This window comes from Bartonella sp. HY406, from assembly GCF_025449315.1.
In the GTDB taxonomy this organism is placed as follows: Bacteria; Pseudomonadota; Alphaproteobacteria; order Rhizobiales; family Rhizobiaceae; genus HY038.
Window position 1 is genome coordinate 2923330 of record NZ_CP104893.1, and the last position, 19171, is coordinate 2942500.

5 protein-coding genes, 1 tRNA gene and 2 rRNA genes (1 of these 8 cut by a window edge) are annotated in these 19171 nt (G+C 39.0%); 5 read left to right on the forward strand and 3 right to left on the reverse strand.

Features of this window, described 5'->3' with window-relative positions; translation table 11 throughout:
• The first annotated feature begins 101 nt into the window (after positions 1-101).
• The 5 genes from N6B01_RS12360 to N6B01_RS12380 all read left to right on the forward strand — a co-directional run bounded on the left by N6B01_RS12360 (position 102) and on the right by N6B01_RS12380 (position 16040).
• Complete coding sequence (locus N6B01_RS12360; RefSeq protein ID WP_262079024.1) at positions 102-3875, forward strand: DUF4132 domain-containing protein; 3774 nt, start codon at positions 102-104, stop codon at positions 3873-3875.
• Between the two features lie 99 nt (positions 3876-3974).
• Positions 3975-7778 (forward strand): DUF4132 domain-containing protein, encoded by a 3804-nt coding sequence (locus N6B01_RS12365; RefSeq protein ID WP_262079026.1) that lies wholly within the window; start codon positions 3975-3977, stop codon positions 7776-7778.
• A 160-nt stretch (positions 7779-7938) separates the two neighbouring features.
• Positions 7939-11778, forward strand: a complete 3840-nt coding sequence (locus N6B01_RS12370; RefSeq protein ID WP_262079027.1) for a DUF4132 domain-containing protein — start codon at positions 7939-7941, stop codon at positions 11776-11778.
• Positions 11779-11800: 22 nt separating this feature from the next.
• Positions 11801-12232, forward strand: a complete 432-nt coding sequence (locus tag N6B01_RS12375) for a hypothetical protein (protein ID WP_262079028.1) — start codon at positions 11801-11803, stop codon at positions 12230-12232.
• A 184-nt stretch (positions 12233-12416) separates the two neighbouring features.
• The gene (locus tag N6B01_RS12380; protein WP_262079030.1) at positions 12417-16040 is read left to right on the forward strand and encodes a YobI family P-loop NTPase; all 3624 of its coding nucleotides are present in this window, start codon (positions 12417-12419) and stop codon (positions 16038-16040) included.
• 874 nt (positions 16041-16914) lie between these two features.
• Here N6B01_RS12380 and N6B01_RS12385 read toward each other — a convergent pair.
• The 3 genes from N6B01_RS12385 to N6B01_RS12395 form a co-directional block, all read right to left on the reverse strand.
• A tRNA-Met gene (locus N6B01_RS12385) sits at positions 16915-16991 on the reverse strand.
• A 150-nt stretch (positions 16992-17141) separates the two neighbouring features.
• Positions 17142-17256 (reverse strand): 5S ribosomal RNA (gene rrf / locus N6B01_RS12390).
• 74 nt (positions 17257-17330) lie between these two features.
• Positions 17331-19171: ribosomal RNA gene (locus N6B01_RS12395) — 23S ribosomal RNA — on the reverse strand; it runs 972 nt beyond the window's last position.

Sequence of the window (19171 nt, forward strand, 5' to 3'; positions counted from 1 at the left end):
TAACATAGTTTAAAAAAGTCATAAAATACGCATGATTAAACTTAAAAATATTAAATATACAAACAAATTTGAATGCATATAACTAACGGGAAGAGATTATTATGAGCGAAGAGACTAATAAAAATTTGCAGAAGGCGGGCAAACTAACCCTCAATCGCGATAAAATATTTCGCATTTTAAAAAAAATGCATATCATTGATAACAAGTTTGTTGAAGATTTAGTTAATTATATTGAAAGCGGAGAGAATGAAACTAGTTTACTTTCAATCTTCAATGCTGCTAATGGCGGGCATATTTACACCTATGAAATAATCGAGCTACTCGTCGGCGCGCTCAATAATCAATGGCAGCCCCTTGCTTATGTCCGATTATCCAAGATTTGCGCTCTTTGGTTGGCACCACTGCCAAATAATAATAATTCGTTTTTAGGGAGTAATGCATCACCTGACTGGTGGCGATATTGCGTAACTTTTGCAAATTCTACAAGCAATACAAATGCTTGTTATGGACCAAAAACCCGTAAAGATGGCTATGAAGTAACCGCGGATAGGTTGTTTGAATTAGCACAGTTAGGTGGTGCGACAAAAGCACATATCCTTGATGTGGTTTTGACAAAAGGAAATTATTCCGATCAGCAAAACCATATTGAAAGTTTTAGCGGAATCGAGAAATGGTTTCATGACGAAAGATTGGAAATAGCAGCAATTGCCCCACATTTATCAACGGAGTATTTAACTCACTTATGTCTTGCCATTCAACAACTATCGTTAAGCAATGAATATCTTGATGTTTTAGTTGATGCGTCACTTAATAAAGCCAAATCTGCACGCAGCAGCGCCGTTAATGCGCTTATCGGCGTTAATAAAAATGCCCTTAAAACACGACTACGCACCATTTATAGCAACCAAACGCCGGCCAGTCGTGCCTTGCTCGTTTCAACCGCGGTCACATTATTGGGCGATGAAGCGAGCGATTTATTAAATGAATGGGCAAAAGCGGAAGATAATGCAAAGACGAAAGAAGCTATTGAACAACAACTTGCCTTTTTAAATATTGATACAACTGACCAGCAAAACTTAACCGATGATGCATCGCGTTATATTGCCCTTGATGGCACGATTGTAACAATTCCCCCTTGTGAATATGAAAGTGAAGAAAAACTATTTGAGTTAGGCACAATTGATGAAATTTTTTATGACAATTTTGCCAAAGCAATTGATAATTATAATGCTCATGTAGCTGCCATAAAAAGCGGGGAAAAAAAGACCCACAGTTATTTGCGCGCTAAAGAAGCCAAACCATTGGATAGGGAGAAAACTGTCAACCAATTGCGTCAATTGATGAGCGGCAATAAAACAAAAACTAAACTTGTAGCAGAAGTGCTCGCTCTTATTGATAGCAAAGATTTTGACACATCTGGAATTGCGCAATTCATAGGCAATCCTGCCTTATCACTCTATCAAATATCACTTTTAGCGCAAGCTGATGATATGATTGCACATCGCCATTTAATGTATTATTTCAATAGGCAAGGCTCAGTATATCAGGCTATGTTCAATAAAATTAATGCACTTGGCGATTGGCGTGCTTTTGATCACCTTTGGATGATAAAATTCAACCAATCACCATTTATTTTTCACTTTTTAGAAAAAGATTATTATAAAATACCCTTCCATGATTTTTTACAAAATTATGCCAGAAAAGCTGGAAAAGACGCTTTTTGGCCGCTTATAATGGATAGCATTTCCTTGCTTGATGAAGCTTTTGGTCTTGCCCCCAAGCGAAGCCAAAAGCCTTTCGAAATGGAATTTGCATTTATGCTTTTAGCGATTTTACCCAAGATTCCAAAGCGTTTTGCAACGCCATTAATGGTTATGGCAACAGGTAATACAGTTAATAATAGCACGATGAACAAAGCCATTGTGCAGCAAGCCCGCATTTTTCTAAATGATTTGCCAAATCTTGACCCTGCCATCGCCAATTTATTATTGGACGGCCAGCAATCAACCCGCATTGGTGCCGCCAATTGGCTAAAAAAACGCAATGCAAAAACAGAAATTCCCGCTTTAAAAGCTGCATTAAAAAAAGAAAAAAATGATGTCGCTCGCGCAGCCCTACTTTCTGCCCTTGATGCCTTGGGCGAAGATATTTCTAGCCATTTTGCGCCAGAAACGCTGTTAAAAGATGCGCAAAAAGGCTTAGAAAAAACTAACATAAAGAGCATTGACTGGTTTCCTTTTGACCAATTGCCCAAAGCGAATTGGAAAAATGGTGCCGCCGTTGATCCTATGATTTTGCAATGGTGGGTAACATTAGCCGCAAAATTAAAGCAGCCGCAAGGCAATGCCATGATAAGCCTTTGGCTTGATCAACTCGCCCCAGAAAGTGCTAACCAATTTGGTCTTTTTGTTGCCAAAACATGGGTGGCACATGACACCCATGCGGTTGGTGATGATGAAGCCAATGCCCATGCCGCCGCCCATATTGCCCAACGTTTACAACAAAACCAACACTATGTAGCACGTCATCCGCAATTGGCTCAATATTATACAATAGATGAAAACCTATTATTCCAAGAACTGCGCCGTGAGGTTTTGGGTAATTATCTTCAAAGTGCGGTTGATGCCAAAGGTATTTTAGCTCTTGCTGCACGGGTAAATGGTGCAAATATTGCCGCCATTGGTAGCCAATTTATTAAAAAGCATGGCAAACGCGCATCACAAGCCAAAGCCATTATTGATATGCTGGCTGCAAATCCTGAACCTGCGGCTTTACAGGTTGTGCTGGCTGCCGCCAACCGCACCAAACAACGCTCGGTGCAAGAACATGCACGCCAAGCCATTGACCAAATTGCTGAAAAATTTGGTTGGACCTTGGATGAATTGGCAGATAGAACCATTCCATCTGCCGGTCTTGATGAAAATGGTGAAGCCGAACTAGAATGTGGCAGAGGCCGTATTTATACATTAAAATTAAATGACGATAGCAATCTTATCATTTTAAATGATAGTGGCAAAGAAGTGAAAGCCTTGCCTGCCGCTAATCCCCAAGATACGCAAGAAAGCGAAGAACTGGCCAGCGCCAAGAAAATTGTCGCCAATGCCAAAAAAGAGTTAAAGCAAGTGATTGCTTTACAAACAGAGCGGCTTTTTGAAGCCATGTGTTTAGAGCGTATTTGGCCTGTTGCTGATTGGCAGGATTATTTATTTAACCATCCGCTTATGCGCCGTATTGTTAGCTCGTTAATTTGGATTGGGCTTGATAAGGATGGCAATCAAAAATTGCTATTTAGACCAATGGAAGATGGCAGTTTAACCGATAGCGATGATAATACTGTAACCCTTGAGGGTGTATTTGAGATTAAACTTGCCCATGTTCAACTCATTAGTGATGAGGAAGCAACGGCTTGGCGCAACCATATCAAGGACTATGAAATTAAGCCCGTATTTCAGCAATTGCGCCAAGATTTGTCGCAAATAACCGATGATCTTAAAGCAGAAAATGAAATTATTGATCGCAAAGGTTGGATGATTGAAACGTTTAAATTGCGTGCAGCAGCCAAAAAATTTGGCTATGTTCGCGGTGAAGCCGAAGATAGCGGCAGCTTTTTTAACTATAGCCGCCGCTATGCGGGAGCCGATCTTATTGCCTATATTAATTTTACCGGCAGTTATGTGCCAGAAGAAAATATTGCCGCAGCTTTAACTGAATTACGTTTTGGCAGAGATAGGGGTGGCAACTACAATTATGGTGGGGAAATTCGTTTGCAAGATGTTCCACCTGTATTGTTAGCTGAAACCATAGCCGATTATCACGCAATTGCTGCAGCAGGAACCGGCTTTATTGAGAATTGGGAAGACCAAGCGGCTTTATAATTTTTTTTATCTCTACCAATAAAGATTTAGAGCATTTTTCAGCGTAAGCGGTAAATGCTCTAAATCCTAAAATATTTCCCCAAAAGCTAAGGAACAATTATGAGCCTGCTTAAGTCGATCAAAGAGTTTTTTTATCCCAAAAACGCGTTGAATAGCAATAGTGACAGTGACGGCTCTCGCGTGCAAGCAGGCACAAACACACTTAATCTTGAACATCTACAAAAAATATTTGCAACAGCAGGATTAGACGATCCACACTTAATCAATGATTTATGCCGCTATATGGAAAATGGGCAAAATGAAAGCGTCTTATTAAGGCTATCCCCTACATCATCCCATGGTTCATTTAGTTTTTATGAGATCAACAAATCATTTACTGCAGCCTTAGGCAATGTTTGGCAACCCTTTGCTTTTATCCGGCTTGGCAAAATTTTTGCGCAGTTGCGACCGATAGGAGGTAAAAATTTTGTACATTTGGGCAGCGAATTATCGCCCGATTGGTGGCGACACTGCCTTACCTTTGCTTATATGCCATGCAATAAACACTGCACATTTATTTTTTCAGATGATCAACATAAAGGCTTAGAACTAACAGCACCTCGCCTTATTGAGCTAGCACATTTTGCCGGCGCAACAATAAATAATATACTTGATGTTATTTTAACCCTTACAGTCAGTCAATTTGGAGCAAATGAAGTCGATACATTTCCCGGTATTGAACATTGGCTTAAACAACAAAGCCAAGAGATCTCTCAAGCCTGCGGCCATTTGCCAACCAGACAATTTGCCCAATTGCTTGGCGTTATAGGTGGCTTTAACCTTGGTGATCATTATTTAGATATTCTTATTCCAGCATTAATGCAGAATACAAAAACTGTACAAGGCAATGCCATTACCGCACTAACCAGCGCGAATAAAGATAAGGTGGTGAGTAAGCTGCGTGATATTTACGCCGATCAAACGCCTGCTATTCGTCACCAAATTATTGTTGCAACAACAATCATATTAAAGCACCGAGCAAGTGAATTATTTCATGAATGGTTTAAAAAAGAAAAGACACTGAAACTTAAAGACGCCATGGAGCAACAAATGACACTGTTAAACAATGGGTTAACCGAAAATCTTGAGCAAGACTGTGCTGGCTCCTATGTGGCGATTGATGGTAATACCGTTACAATACCGCCCTATGATGTTGAGAAAGAAAAATCTTATATCGCAATTAATGTCATTGATAAAAAATATTACACGGATTTTTATCAAGCCGTTGAAAATTTTAATGCTTTTTATGCTTTGGAGAAAAATGAAAAAAAGAAAGATGGGAGCTGGCATTGGACTGATTATAGTAAGCCAATTGATAGTGATTTAGCTTTAGCTGCATTAAAAGATGTTTTGCAAGGGAAATTACCAACATCGAATATTTTGATTGAGCTATATGAGCATGTGACACGCCGTGACTTTGATCATTCTGGCTGCGTTAATATTTTTAAAATTCCTAATCTTTCTCTTTTTCAAATGATGCTATTAGCAAGAAAAACAAAGGACTATAATTATTTAAGCATTGTTTTTTCTGCTCAAGAGGATTTATCGTTGAAAAGCCAAATTATCAATCAAATTGATATGTTTGGTGATTGGCGGATTTTTGATTATATCTTAACGCAAAATTTAGGCGAAGAATCCTTAATTCACGAATTATCGGGGCCCTATGGCCCTTACTATCTTGATAAAATAAATCTTAGTGACAGCCAATTATTTTGGCCGCTTATCGCTGAAAACCTTTCCTATATTGATAAGGCTGTGGGGCTTTTACCAATAGAAAATAAGGTAGATTATAGCCTATCTGCAGCTTTTGATTTATTAAAAATGCTGCCCAAATTACCATTATCCTATGTACCCCCACTTATGCTTATTGCAATGGGGCGCGCAGTTAATGGCAGGGCTGTCAGCCGCGAAGATAGGGAATATGCGCGGCAATTACTAAGCCCGTTGCCAAATCTTGACGCATCCATCGCACATTTTTTACAAGATGGTCAGCAAGAACTTAGGACAGCCGCAGCCAATTGGTTAAAAGACCGCAAAGCAATAACCGAAATTGCTGCCTTGCAAGCCGCCATTAAAAAAGAAAAAAGTGATGGAGCGCGGGCTGCACTCTTATCTGCCTTAAATATTATGGGCGCAGATATTTCAAGCTATTTTGCCCCAGAAAAACTATTGCTTGATGCCGAAAAAGGCCTAGAGAAAACCAAAGTTAAAGGACTTGACTGGTTTCCCTTTGCGCAAGTTCCCTCATTAAATTGGAAAAATGGCACGCTTGTTGATCCCATTATCGTTAAATGGTGGATCACATTAACCGCAAAATTAAAGCAACCGCAGGGCAATCAAATGATGAGGCTTTGGCTTGATCAACTTAAACCCGAAAGTGCAAACGAGCTTGGATTATTTATTTTGCACACTTGGATTGCAGAGGACACATTAACCTATAATGAAGATGAGGCCTTTGCTTACGCCAACACACATACAGATCAAACGTTACAAGAAAATTTACGATACGTTAAAGATACTCCTGAATTAGCCAGCTATTTATTGACCGATCGTGATCTAATTTTTAAACAATTATACGAAAGCGCTTTTGAATATTATAAACAAAGTGCGGTAGATTCCAAAGGTATTTTAGCCCTAGCCTCGCATATTGATGGCGCCGAGCTTGCCGCCATTGCCCGCGATTATATCAAAAAACATGGCTCAAGAGTTTCGCAATCTAAAGCAATGATGGACATGCTTGTTGGCAATTCTTCTTCGCCAGCCATTCAAGTCATTTTGTCGGCAGCGCGGCGTATCAAACAAAAATCTTTGCAAGATCATGCCAAGCAGCTCATTAAAGACATTGCTGATCGCCATGATTGGACCTTTGACCAATTGGCAGACCGGACCATTCCAATGGTTGGTTTGAGTGAAAATGGTGAAGCTGAACTAGATTGCGGTAAAGGGCGTATTTATCGATTAAAACTAAGTGACGATAATAGCATAAGCGTTATCAATGATAAGGGCAAAGGGGTAAAAACTCTACCAACGCCAAATCTAAACGATGCTCAAGATGTAAAAACAATTAATGACGCCAAAAAGACCCTCGCGACCACCAAAAAAGAGTTAAAACAAACCATAAATTCGCAAACAGCGCGGCTTTATGAAGCCATGTGTTTGGAACGCCTTTGGCCGGTTGATGAGTGGCAAAACTATATTTTCAACCATCCGATCATGCGCCCAATTGTTACAAAACTTATTTGGATTGGCATGAATGAAGATGGCAAAACAATCGTAACGTTTCGCCCGTTAGAAGATGGCAGCTTGACCGATAACCATGACAATGCGGTATCACTTAATCAAATAGAAACAATCAAACTTGCCCATATTAGCTTGCTTGATGAGGCTGATATTAAGGCATGGCGTATGCATCTTACTGATTATGAAATAAAGCCGCCTTTCAAGCAATTGCGCGATAATTTACCACTAATAACAAAGGATGTAGAAAATCAAACGCACTTAAACGATCGCCAGGGTTGGATGATTGACACTTATAAGCTGCGAACAATAGCCACAAAACTTGGCTATCAACGTGGAGAGGGCGATGGTGGCCATTTTGATACCTATATACGCCATTATGCTAGCGCCAATATTAATGTTCAAATCCAATTTACTGGAAATGAACTTCCTGAAAAAAATCTGCCTGCTGCTTTGATAAAGGTTGTTTTTATGAAAGTTAAAAATAACGGTCATTATCAACGACCCATCACCGACCTTGAAAAAATACCAATGGTGCTTTTAGCAGAAAGCATGGGGGATTATCATGCTATTGCTGCGGCTGGCACTGGCTTTGATGAGGATTGGCAAACAAAGTCGGCTTATTAGAGCGTTTTTTTCAAAAAGTGTGAAGCGGTTTTCAGACAAAAAACGCGGTGTAAACAATGGATTAGAGCGCTTATCTGATCCAATCAGATCGAAATGCGCTCTAAGCTGCTATCAATATTACAGCTTCACGTGAAATCTCACGCATTATTGGGGGAATAATATGAGCCTTTTAAAATCAATCAAAGGAATTTTTTCAACGAATAGCAATGCCGCCAATATTGAAGAAGCTGCAGACTTTTCCAAGACGCCAAAATTAAATCTTAACCGCAATGCTTTACAAAGATTCTTTAATAAATGCGATATTCATAACCAAGATGTAATCGATAAGCTATGTGATTATATTGAAACAGGCAATGAAGAGATTTTACTAAAAATATCGCCAAAAGCGGCACATTGGAACTTTACGCCTTTTGAAAAGCATCAATTATTTCACACCGCATTTAATGATCAAAGCTATGTTCTTGGCTGTTTTCGGCTTGGCAAAATGATCGAGCATTTGCAACCCAATGATTATAATCTTTCCCACTTATACGGTGATCAAGCATCTCCCGTTTGGTGGCGGGCGAGCTTTACATATGCCTTACTTAAGAGCAAAAATAAGGATGAACAAGCCGGCAATCATCCGCACAAAAATTATAAAATGACCATTAATGATCTTCATCAATTAGCAAATTTAGGTGGGGCAACGATTGCTGACATTCTTGATATTTTTGTAAATGATCTTTTTGGAGACGGTATTACCAATGAGGTAAAAAAGATTGAGAATATCAATCAATGGTTCATTGACAACAAACTGGCAATCACTTCGCTTGCAAAGCAGTTAAATGATGAACAGCTTTCGCAATTTTTTACTATTTTAAGCTGCCTTAATCTTGGAAATGACTATATCGACCTTTTAATTGCAACGACCATGCATGGTGCAAAGACCGCACGTAAAAAAGCACTTATGGCATTAATTACAGCAGATAAGGATTTAATTGAAAAAAAATTAACCGATGTTTACGACGAGCAAACACCAGCAAACCGTGTTTTATTGGTCATTGCAGCAATAGCGCTTTTTAACAATGATGCCGCCAATTTATTAAATCATTGGCTGTCAGTTGAAACTTCTGCCAAGCCAAAAGAATTTATTGAGCAACAATTGGCGTTTTTAAATACTAAAACTTCAAATAGTGAAGTAATAACCCAAGATAGTTGTCTTTCCTATACCGCCCTTGATGGCAGCGTTATAACCGCACCTCCTCATAATGTTGATGATGAAATACAGCAAAGTCAGATAGCTTTTATTGAGGATATTTATTACCAAAATTTTTTGCAAGCTATCGAAAACTATAATGCCTATTTAAATAATGCCCAAATATTGAGAGACCAAGCATTAAGAGGCCAAAATGACAGTGGATTCTATCCTTACTTAGAGGATAAATTAAATGCCCAAGCCGCGATAACACAGCTTAAAAATACCATGAATGGTAATATAGAAAAAGCAGAAGACCTCATTTACGCAATGAAGCTGTTAGAGAAAACCGGCTTTGACAATACGGGCATCTCAAACTTTATCAATAGCCCAGCTTTGACGCTTTATCAATTATTAGCCTTATTAAAAGTTGTAGCAGATGATCCATATTTTTATCTTGTCTGCAATTTGCAATCTTCAAACCCATTATGTGCAGCTCTCACCCGCAAAGTCGAAGAGATTGGTGATTGGCGGATAATGGAGCGCATTTGGACGCAAAAATTAAACCAACCCTCATTCATTAAGCAATTTTTATCGGATGGCGAAAACAAAAAACTACACTACAAATTTTTTACCTATTGTTATGAAAAATTGGGCGAAAATGCTTTTTCATATCTTATCATTAATAACATAAAAACATTTGATGAAGTATTTGGTCTTAGTCCAGTAGAAGCCCAATATAATTACGACATTAACAATGCATTTTTCTTATTAAAATTGCTCCCCATGCCGCCAAAACGCTATGCAACGGCAATAATGTTGCTAGCTACTGGCAATAAAATTATGAATATTGGTGTTGTTACTAAAAACATCAAAATGCAGGCCCGCAGATTGTTAACTAGTATGCAGGAACTTGATCCAGCAATTACAAAATTATTACAAGATGGGCAACAAAATGTGCGCGCAAGTGCTGCTGCTTGGCTTGCAAGTCGCAATGCAAAAAAAGAAATTCCAACACTCCAAACCGCACTTAAAAGCGAAAAAAGCGAGGTCGCACGCGCCGCCTATCTTTGCGCGCTTGAACAGCTAGGCGATGATGTTTCAAATTTTCTTGCGCCTAACACATTGTTACTTGACGCAAAAAGAGGCTTAGCCAAGACAAGAATTAAAAGTCTTGACTGGTTTCCCTTAGAACAACTCCCACAAGCCCATTGGAAAAATGGTGATGTAGTTGACCCGATAATCTTGCAATGGTGGGTGACTTTGGCAGCAAAATTAAAGCAACCAAAGGGCAATGCCATGATGAATTTATGGCTAGACCAATTAAAGCCAGAAGATGCGAACCAATTTGGACTATTTGTGGCACAAGCTTGGTTTGCTTACGATACCCCCACTTACGGCCTTGATGATGCCCAAGCCTATGCCGCCCGCCTTGTTGATTTAAGTCACACAAACCCGCAAAGCTTCGCCAGTCAATATCCACAATATGGCTATTTGCTTAGCTTGCATGATGATGAAATGCTTTTTGAAACCATTGTTAAAATGCAAAAGGGTGGATATAAAAATAATGGTGCCGACACTAAGGGCATTTTAGCTTTAACCACAAAGGTTAAGGCTGCACATATTGCAACTTTGGGCGCTAATTACCTTAAAAAACACAGCAAACGAGCGGCGCAAGCCAAAGCAATACTTGATATGCTAACTGCAAATGCTACGCCTATTGCACTTCAAATAATTTTAGCTGCATCCAACCGTATCAAACAACGTAGCGTAAGAGATTACGCCAAATTAGCTCTTGAAGAAATTGCCGATAAAAATGATTGCAGCCTTGAAGACTTGATTGAGCGCACCATACCAACCGCAGGGCTTGATGAAAATGGCGAGGCGGAGCTTGAATGTGGAAATGGGCGAATTTTTAAACTAAAGCTTAACCAAAGCGGTGCGCTGATCCTGTTAAACGACCAAGGCAAGGAGGTGAAATCTTTACCCAATGCCAAGGGCGATAATAAGGTTGATAAGGATCTTATAACTGAAGCAAAGAAATTTATAATCGATGCAAAAAAGGAATTGAAACAAGTTTTCACCTTTCAAACTGCTCGGCTTTTTGAAGATATGTGCTTTGAGCGTCTTTGGTCAACTGCTGATTGGCAAGCCTATATTTACGATCACCCAATCATGCGAAACATTGTTTCAAAATTAATTTGGATTGGCATTGATCATGACAAGAACCAAATAAGTTTTCGCCCTTTAGAAGATGGCAGTTTTACCGATAGTAGCGATAATGCAATATCATTAAACAATATTGAACACATCAAACTTGCGCATATTACATTGCTTAGAGATTCGCAGGCAAAGGCTTGGCGCCAGCATCTATCAGATTACGAAGTAAAGCCTTCATTTTTGCAATTACGTGATGACTGGCCAATATTTACGGACGAAATGACCACATTAAACCAAATTGATGACCGTAAAGGCTACATGATTGATAGCTTTAACTTACGAACAATTGCTAATAAATATGGCTATGAGCGTAGCGAGCAAGAAGAGGCTAGGTGGTTTACGAGCTATCAAAAGCCTTATAGATCAGGTAATTTGATAGCTAAGATACATTTTACCGGCAACTCCTCGCCTGAAACCAATAGAGTAACTGCTATAACCAGCTTAAGTTTCCTGCATGATGCGGGTATTGGTTTTTATGGTATCTACCCAATAGCGATCAGAGATGTGCCGCCAGTCTTATTAGTTGAAGCTCTAGCGGATTATCATGCTATTGCTTCAAGCGGAACGGGCTTTGACCCTGACTGGCAGAAAAAAACCTCAATCTAAATAAAAACAGCAAAGTTGAACCATGTGGAACTATATAGCCGATATTGAAAACTTAAAGAACTTTCAAAGTGAAATTAATGATGAAACATTTCAATATATAACCGATCTTGGGTTTTATGACCCCGATAGCCATACATCTTTACACGATGCGTGGCTGGTATCGTTAAATATGATCTATGGCAACACAAAAGATCTGTTGCAACGAAAGTTTGAACCCGTCAATCTGCAATTATGCTTTTTAGGAGCCTATCATGATCAAATCATTGATATTTTCTATGAAGATGTTTTACAATATAAAATAGAAGGTAATGGTGATTTATCAGACTTGTTAACCCATAAATTCGCTTGGCATGACGATCACCTTTGCCACGAACTTTGCTTTGCAACGGGCAAACTTGTCATTGAATTTAAAAATGTAAGATTTAAAGTTTCAAGCGTTGAGGAAAATTTTTAAAACCCATACCAAGTAATTTTCGATGCTTTCGCCGAATAAACGAAAATTTTAATATAGATGATATTTCGCATGAAAATCATCACGCCAACATCATGTTCAATTTTCAGCCCGATAGCCTTTTGCAAGACGGATAAACGCATTATATTAGATGTAGACAAATAGTTAAAAAACCGGGGGAACAAACTTGTTAATAGGATTTTGGCATTTTATAACGCGCAATCACTTTAAAAAAAATGCGCATAACGCTGAAAATACGAATGAATATCACAACTTAGCATCCACCAGTGATGCAGATAAAGATGGTGTTTATTCAAATGCTTTAAACTGTGCCGTCAATGATAGAGAAGTGTTTAACATCGCTCTAACTGGCCCCTATGGCTCTGGTAAAAGCAGTATTATCAAAGCATTTTTGAAAAAATACCCAAAAATGCAAGTGTTGCAAATATCCCTAGCCTCTTTTTTACCTGAAGCTGAAAGCATAAATACAGAAGAAACAAAAGATTCAAAAAATCGCCCTAAAAATCGAAAAATTAAGCAAGAAATAGAAAGAAGCATTTTACAACAAATGCTTTATGGTCAAGGCGCAAATAAGCTCCCCCTTTCACGCTTTAAGCGTATAAGTCCGATTAAAGGCCTCTGGTGGAAAACTATTTCTTTTGTATTAGGTCTTTTTTTTCTTTTCCAATTTTATACCAATCGTCAATTATTTAAATTAAACCCATATGATAATAATTGGGAATTAAATGTCTCGTTTGTAATAGGCTTTTTATTCATTTGGAAAGTTTGCCACTATATTTATATTACAAGTCGTGGCATTTCATTAAAAAGCATTTCCTTGACCAATGTCGAAATTACGCCTGAAGCGGTTAAAGAAGACTCTATTCTTAATCGTCATCTTGATGAAATCATTTATTTTTTCCAATCAACTGAATATGATCTCGTTATAATCGAAGATTTGGATCGTTTTGATAATACTGATATCTTCGTTACCTTACGCGAGATCAATGCACTTATTAATGCCAATGCCGACATAAAGCGGAAGATAAGCTTTCTTTATGCGCTACGCGACGACATGTTTATAAATACAGATCGCACCAAATTTTTCGAATTTATCATTCCGGTAATACCAATTATCAATCATTACAATTCGATTGATAAAATGCGAGAAAATCTAAAACAAATTGATCCTTTCAAAAAATTAGATGAAAGGTTTCTAAAAGATGTAGCACTTTATTTAGCAGATATGCGGCTTATATTTAATATTTTCAATGAATATAAGATATATGCTGAAAAATTGGGTATTTATAAAGAAATCAATGATAAAGAAGCAGCTAAGGTTATGCCCCATGATGCTAATAAACTACTTGCTGTATTAATTTATAAAAATGTCGTACCAAGCGACTTCGAAGCACTACATCACCAAAAAGGTATTTTCTACAAAATCGTGCAATTACATGCAAACCGCGTTTTGAACCTTAAGCAGCGATATTCCAATAAAATTTTAGAAATTGAAAAAAATCTAAAAGAAATTGACGCTGAAACTGCAGAAAATTTAGATGAGCTACATAATATTTTTATGGCTGAGTTAATAGAAAAATTACCCCTTGATTTTATCCAATCTACAATTAAGGGATACAGTTCTACAATCCAGTATTTATACAATAAAGATAACTACCTAAAATTCTCTACTGATGGCTTCTTTGAGTATCTAACAAAAAATGGCTACACGGAAACACTCGAATTCAAAACGATTACAGGTGAAAATGATCTTTTGAAACGTTATGAAAAGCGCCAGCAATTAGTTAATCAAAAATCATCTGAACAAAAGCAAAAACTACGCGACAAAATAAAAGAACAAAAAACTGAAATTTCAAAACTTGAAAGACTGCCGTTTAAAACCATAATTAAAAATGATGCAAACGATTCAGAACACCAATTTGATGGATTTGGAGAGACAAAAGATCTACTTAAGTTTTTAGTTTTAGACGGCTATTTGGACGATAGCTATTATCTTTATACGTCGCTATTTCATGAAGGTCGCCTTTCACGCAACGATCAAAAATACCTCATTGAAATCCGCAGCTATAAAAATCCACCGCCAGACCTACCAATTGATAATCCTGCCAATGTTATTGCCGTAATGCGTGATAGCGATTTTGATAGTAGCAATGTACTAAACTGCAAAATCATTGATCATTTAATTAAACATCAAAGCGATTATGCCTTGCAGTGTGTGAAAATGCTTGAATATTTTGAGCTTAATTTTAATTCTTTAGACGATTTCTGGGATGTTTATTATTTTGAAGGGCGAGAAATAGGACGACTGTTAAACTACCTGACAGATCATTGGAAAGACTTCATATCTGCTGCAATTAAATCTGAAATTAACGAAAAGCATATCGCCAACATTATGGACTATATTTTGGCTGATAAGCTGGTTAATAAGCTAAACAAACAACAAGAACTTACCAATTATCTAAATACTCACTTAGCTGGTGTTTTGGAGTTTCGACAACCATTCGAAAAAGATAAACTCATAGCGCTTCAGCTAAAAGTAGAAAATTTAAATTTCATTTATTATAGCGATATTTGGGACACAATAATTAACAATTGCTTATACGCCATTAACGCTGATAACATCAAAACAGTTTTGACAAATAATGGTCTTTCTAAAAAACAACTTGAAAACCTTGCATCTTGCCATTTTACAACGATAAGAAACTCAAGCAATTTAACATTGATCGAATATATTAATGCTAATTTAAAGCAATATGTTGAAACTATTTTGATAAATTTACCAGACAATAATAGTGAAGATGTTGCAACAATCATCTTAATTATTAACAATGAAGAACTTGATCTTGAGCAACGCAAGCAATTTTTTGCACAGCAAAAAACAATTATACCAAACTTTGATGAAGTGCCTACAGATTTTTACGAAATTCTGCTTGAACAATACAAGATTAAACCAACATGGGAAAATGTATTATTTTATTTAAATGTCGAAGATCATGATAGCGCAGCCATGGTGAAATATATTCTCAATCCAAGCATTAAAGCAGCTTTGCTCAAAGATAGCTATCTACATTCAGATGTCACAAAGCCATTAATGAACTTTATTTATTTTAATCGAACATTGCCAAACGATGATTATAAAAGTTACCTAACAAAAGTACATGCAGTTTACGACGCACTTCCCCATGCAGTAACCGAAGAAAAGGCAGAAGCAATCATTGATCTTAAAAAAATTAGTTTAAATCCAAACTCATTCACTTCTCTTGAGCAAAATCCAAGATTGCAGGCAAAGTTACTGGGCAATAATATTGAAGAATATTTTAAAAATACAGACCAATATCCGCTCACTGAAAGCGTGCTCATTGCATTACTGAAGTCCAATATATCCTCACAGGACAAATTTAAACTTGTTGAAGATATCGAAGCCGCAATCATTACCAACAATTTGCAAATCGCCTCGCTCGTTAGTCACACTTTATATGATATGAACGAAATTATCGACAACTTTGATACCAAGACGATTACTCACTTGATCAATGCAGCAGACGCGATTGACGCTAAAATCTACTTAATAGTACAATATGAAAAGAAGCTGGATAATAACCAATTATTAGTATTATTGAAAAACTTACCAGAACCTTTTTGCAAATTGGCTGAAGATGGCAAACGCCCAGCATTCGACAATTTAGAGAACAACAAAAAATTGCTCAATATTATTGAGGAACGTCACATGATTACAGGTTTTAAGATTGAAGACGATAAGCTTCGAGTAAACAATGTAAAAATATCATAGCTTAGTTTTTTATAAAAAATTTGTGAACGCTCGACAGCTTACACTAAAAACAAGGGATGCATTGTAACATAGCTTTCAAATTCAGAATTTATAGCGATATTAGTAATCGCAAACGTATCTAATCTATGCCTATTAAAAATAATTTATTTCAGTATCTATTTACATATAATCAAACGACTAAACCAAGGACGGTTAAACCAAAGGCACTTATAAAGTATCTACCGAGCTATATTTAAGCGGATTGATCGACATAAACACGACATAGTTTAACCAGATAGCGTTTCGTTTATATAAGCATATGTAAGATTTTTCATTTGGCTGGCATATTGGTTTGTAAATTGAGATTAAAATTGGCATCGCGAAGGTCGAGTGCATTCACTTAAGTTAAGCCAATTATAGGATCTTTTATGATCCCACATTTGTTAAATGGAACTACCAATTATTGAATCTCAACGAACGTGGTTTGACGCAAGTCTGAGTATCAAGAGGGACACCTCAATATACTTTACCGCGCTTCTAAGTGACAATTTACATAAGCGCCAATAACTTCATAATTGTAAGAATTCCAAGGGCCGTCTAACAGCCTTTTAAACGCCAAAGCCCCCAGACCGCCTCTGTTGCGGCTATGATATATGCTATTGCAATTTTTATTAGATTTTTTTGGATTGTGCGTTATTGTTAAGGCAGTTTTTTCCATTATTATCAATGGAATATCTCATAACTAGCCTTGTCGCAAACCTTTTTCATATTCTGTGATAGGATCTTTCCGCCAGTGAAGCGAATGTTATTCACTAGGTATAAAGGCAAGAAGCCTCACTTTTGCGGTTATTAAAATAGATTTTAACAATATGTTTATTAATTTATTATGGGTTTTTGGTTGCGGGGGCAGGATTTGAACCTACGACCTTCAGGTTATGAGCCTGACGAGCTACCGGGCTGCTCCACCCCGCGTCACCTATAGTCTTTGCTAGAAGTATTATTGATAATCGAGCAAAGTCATTATCTGATTGATGTATTTGCGTTGTTATTTAAGCATGATCAGATAGATTAATAAGGGTGTTTTGATGGTGAAGAGATAGTATTCAATCATGCATTTTGCAGACCTGGCAGCGACCTACTCTCCCGTGTCTTAAGACAAAGTACCATTGGCGCTGGAGCGTTTCACGGCCGAGTTCGGAATGGGATCGGGTGCAGCCGCTCCGCCATAACCACCAGGTCGGCGAAAGGCATGAACGAATTGAAGCTGGTTTTGATTTTCTGCTTTTTATTAACTGGATATAGGTAATGGGAACGATCAAGCCGATTGAACGATTAGTATCAGTAAGCTTCATGTGTTACCACACTTCCACACCTGACCTATCAACGTGGTCGTCTTCCACGGTTCTCATGGGAATACTCGTTTTTAGGTGGGTTTCCCGCTTAGATGCCTTCAGCGGTTATCCCTTCCGTATATAGCTACCCTGCTATGCGGCTGGCGCCACAACAGGTCCACCAGAGATACGTCCATCCCGGTCCTCTCGTACTAGGGACAGATCCTATCAATATTCCTACACCCACGGCAGATAGGGACCGAACTGTCTCACGACGTTCTGAACCCAACTCACGTACCGCTTTAAATGGCGAACAGCCATACCCTTGGGACCTGCTCCAGCCCCAGGATGCGATGAGTCGACATCGAGGTGCCAAACAACCCCGTCGATATGGACTCTTGGGGGTCATCAGCCTGTTATCCCCGGCGTACCTTTTATCCGTTGAGCGATGGCCCTTCCACACGGGACCACCGGATCACTATGACCGTCTTTCGACTCTGCTCGACTTGTCAGTCTTACAGTCAGGCAGGCTTATGCCATTGCACTCAGCGAACGATTTCCGACCGTTCTGAGCCCACCATCGCGCGCCTCCGTTACTCTTTAGGAGGCGACCGCCCCAGTCAAACTACCCACCATACACGGTCCTGGTTCCGGATAACGGAACGCAGTTAGACATCCATGTAGATAAGGGTGGTATTTCAAGGAAGACTCCACAATGGCTGGCGCCACTGCTTCAAAGTCTACCACCTATCCTACACATGTCGACACGAATGCCAGTGTAAAGCTATAGTAAAGGTGCACGGGGTCTTTCCGTCTAACCGCAGGAACCCCGCATCTTCACGGGGAATTCAATTTCACTGAGTCTATGTTGGAGACAGCGGGGAAGTCGTTACGCCATTCGTGCAGGTCGGAACTTACCCGACAAGGAATTTCGCTACCTTAGGACCGTTATAGTTACGGCCGCCGTTTACTGGGGCTTCAATTCAATGCTTGCACATCTCCTCTTAACCTTCCAGCACCGGGCAGGCGTCAGACCCTATACGTCGTCTTGCGACTTCGCAGAGCCCTGTGTTTTTGGTAAACAGTCGCTACCCCCTGGTCTGTGCCACCCCCTAACGGTTGCCCGCTAAAGGGTCACGCTTCTTCCGAAGTTACGCGTGCAATTTGCCGAGTTCCTTCAACATAGTTCTCTCAAGCGCCTTGGTATTCTCTACCGGTCCACCTGTGTCGGTTTCGGGTACGGTCTATAATGTGGGAGCTATTTCCTGGAACTGCTTCACTGCATCATCAATCCAATAAGATGATACAATTTACGCAATCCGTCACTTCCCACAGGCCCACGAATATTAACGTGGTTCCCATCGACTACGCCTTTCGGCCTCGTCTTAGGGGCCGGCTCACCCTGCTCAGATTAACTTTAAGCAGGAACCCTTGGACTTTCGGCGAGGGAGTCTCTCACTCCCTTTATCGTTACTCATGTCAGCATTCTCACTTCCAATACCTCCAGGATCCCTCACGGGTATCCCTTCACAGGCTTATGGAACGCTCCGCTACCACTTACACTTACGTGTAAATCCACATCTTCGGTGTATGGCTTTAGCCCCGTTACATTTTCGGCGCAAAGACCCTTATTTAGACCAGTGAGCTGTTACGCTTTCTTTAAATGATGGCTGCTTCTAAGCCAACATCCTGGTTGTTTTGGGATCCTCACATCCTTTCCCACTTAGCCATAACTTGGGGACCTTAGATGGTGGTCAGGGTTGTTTCCCTCTCCACGACGGACGTTAGCACCCGCCGTGTGTCTGCTAGTCAGTTCTTCCA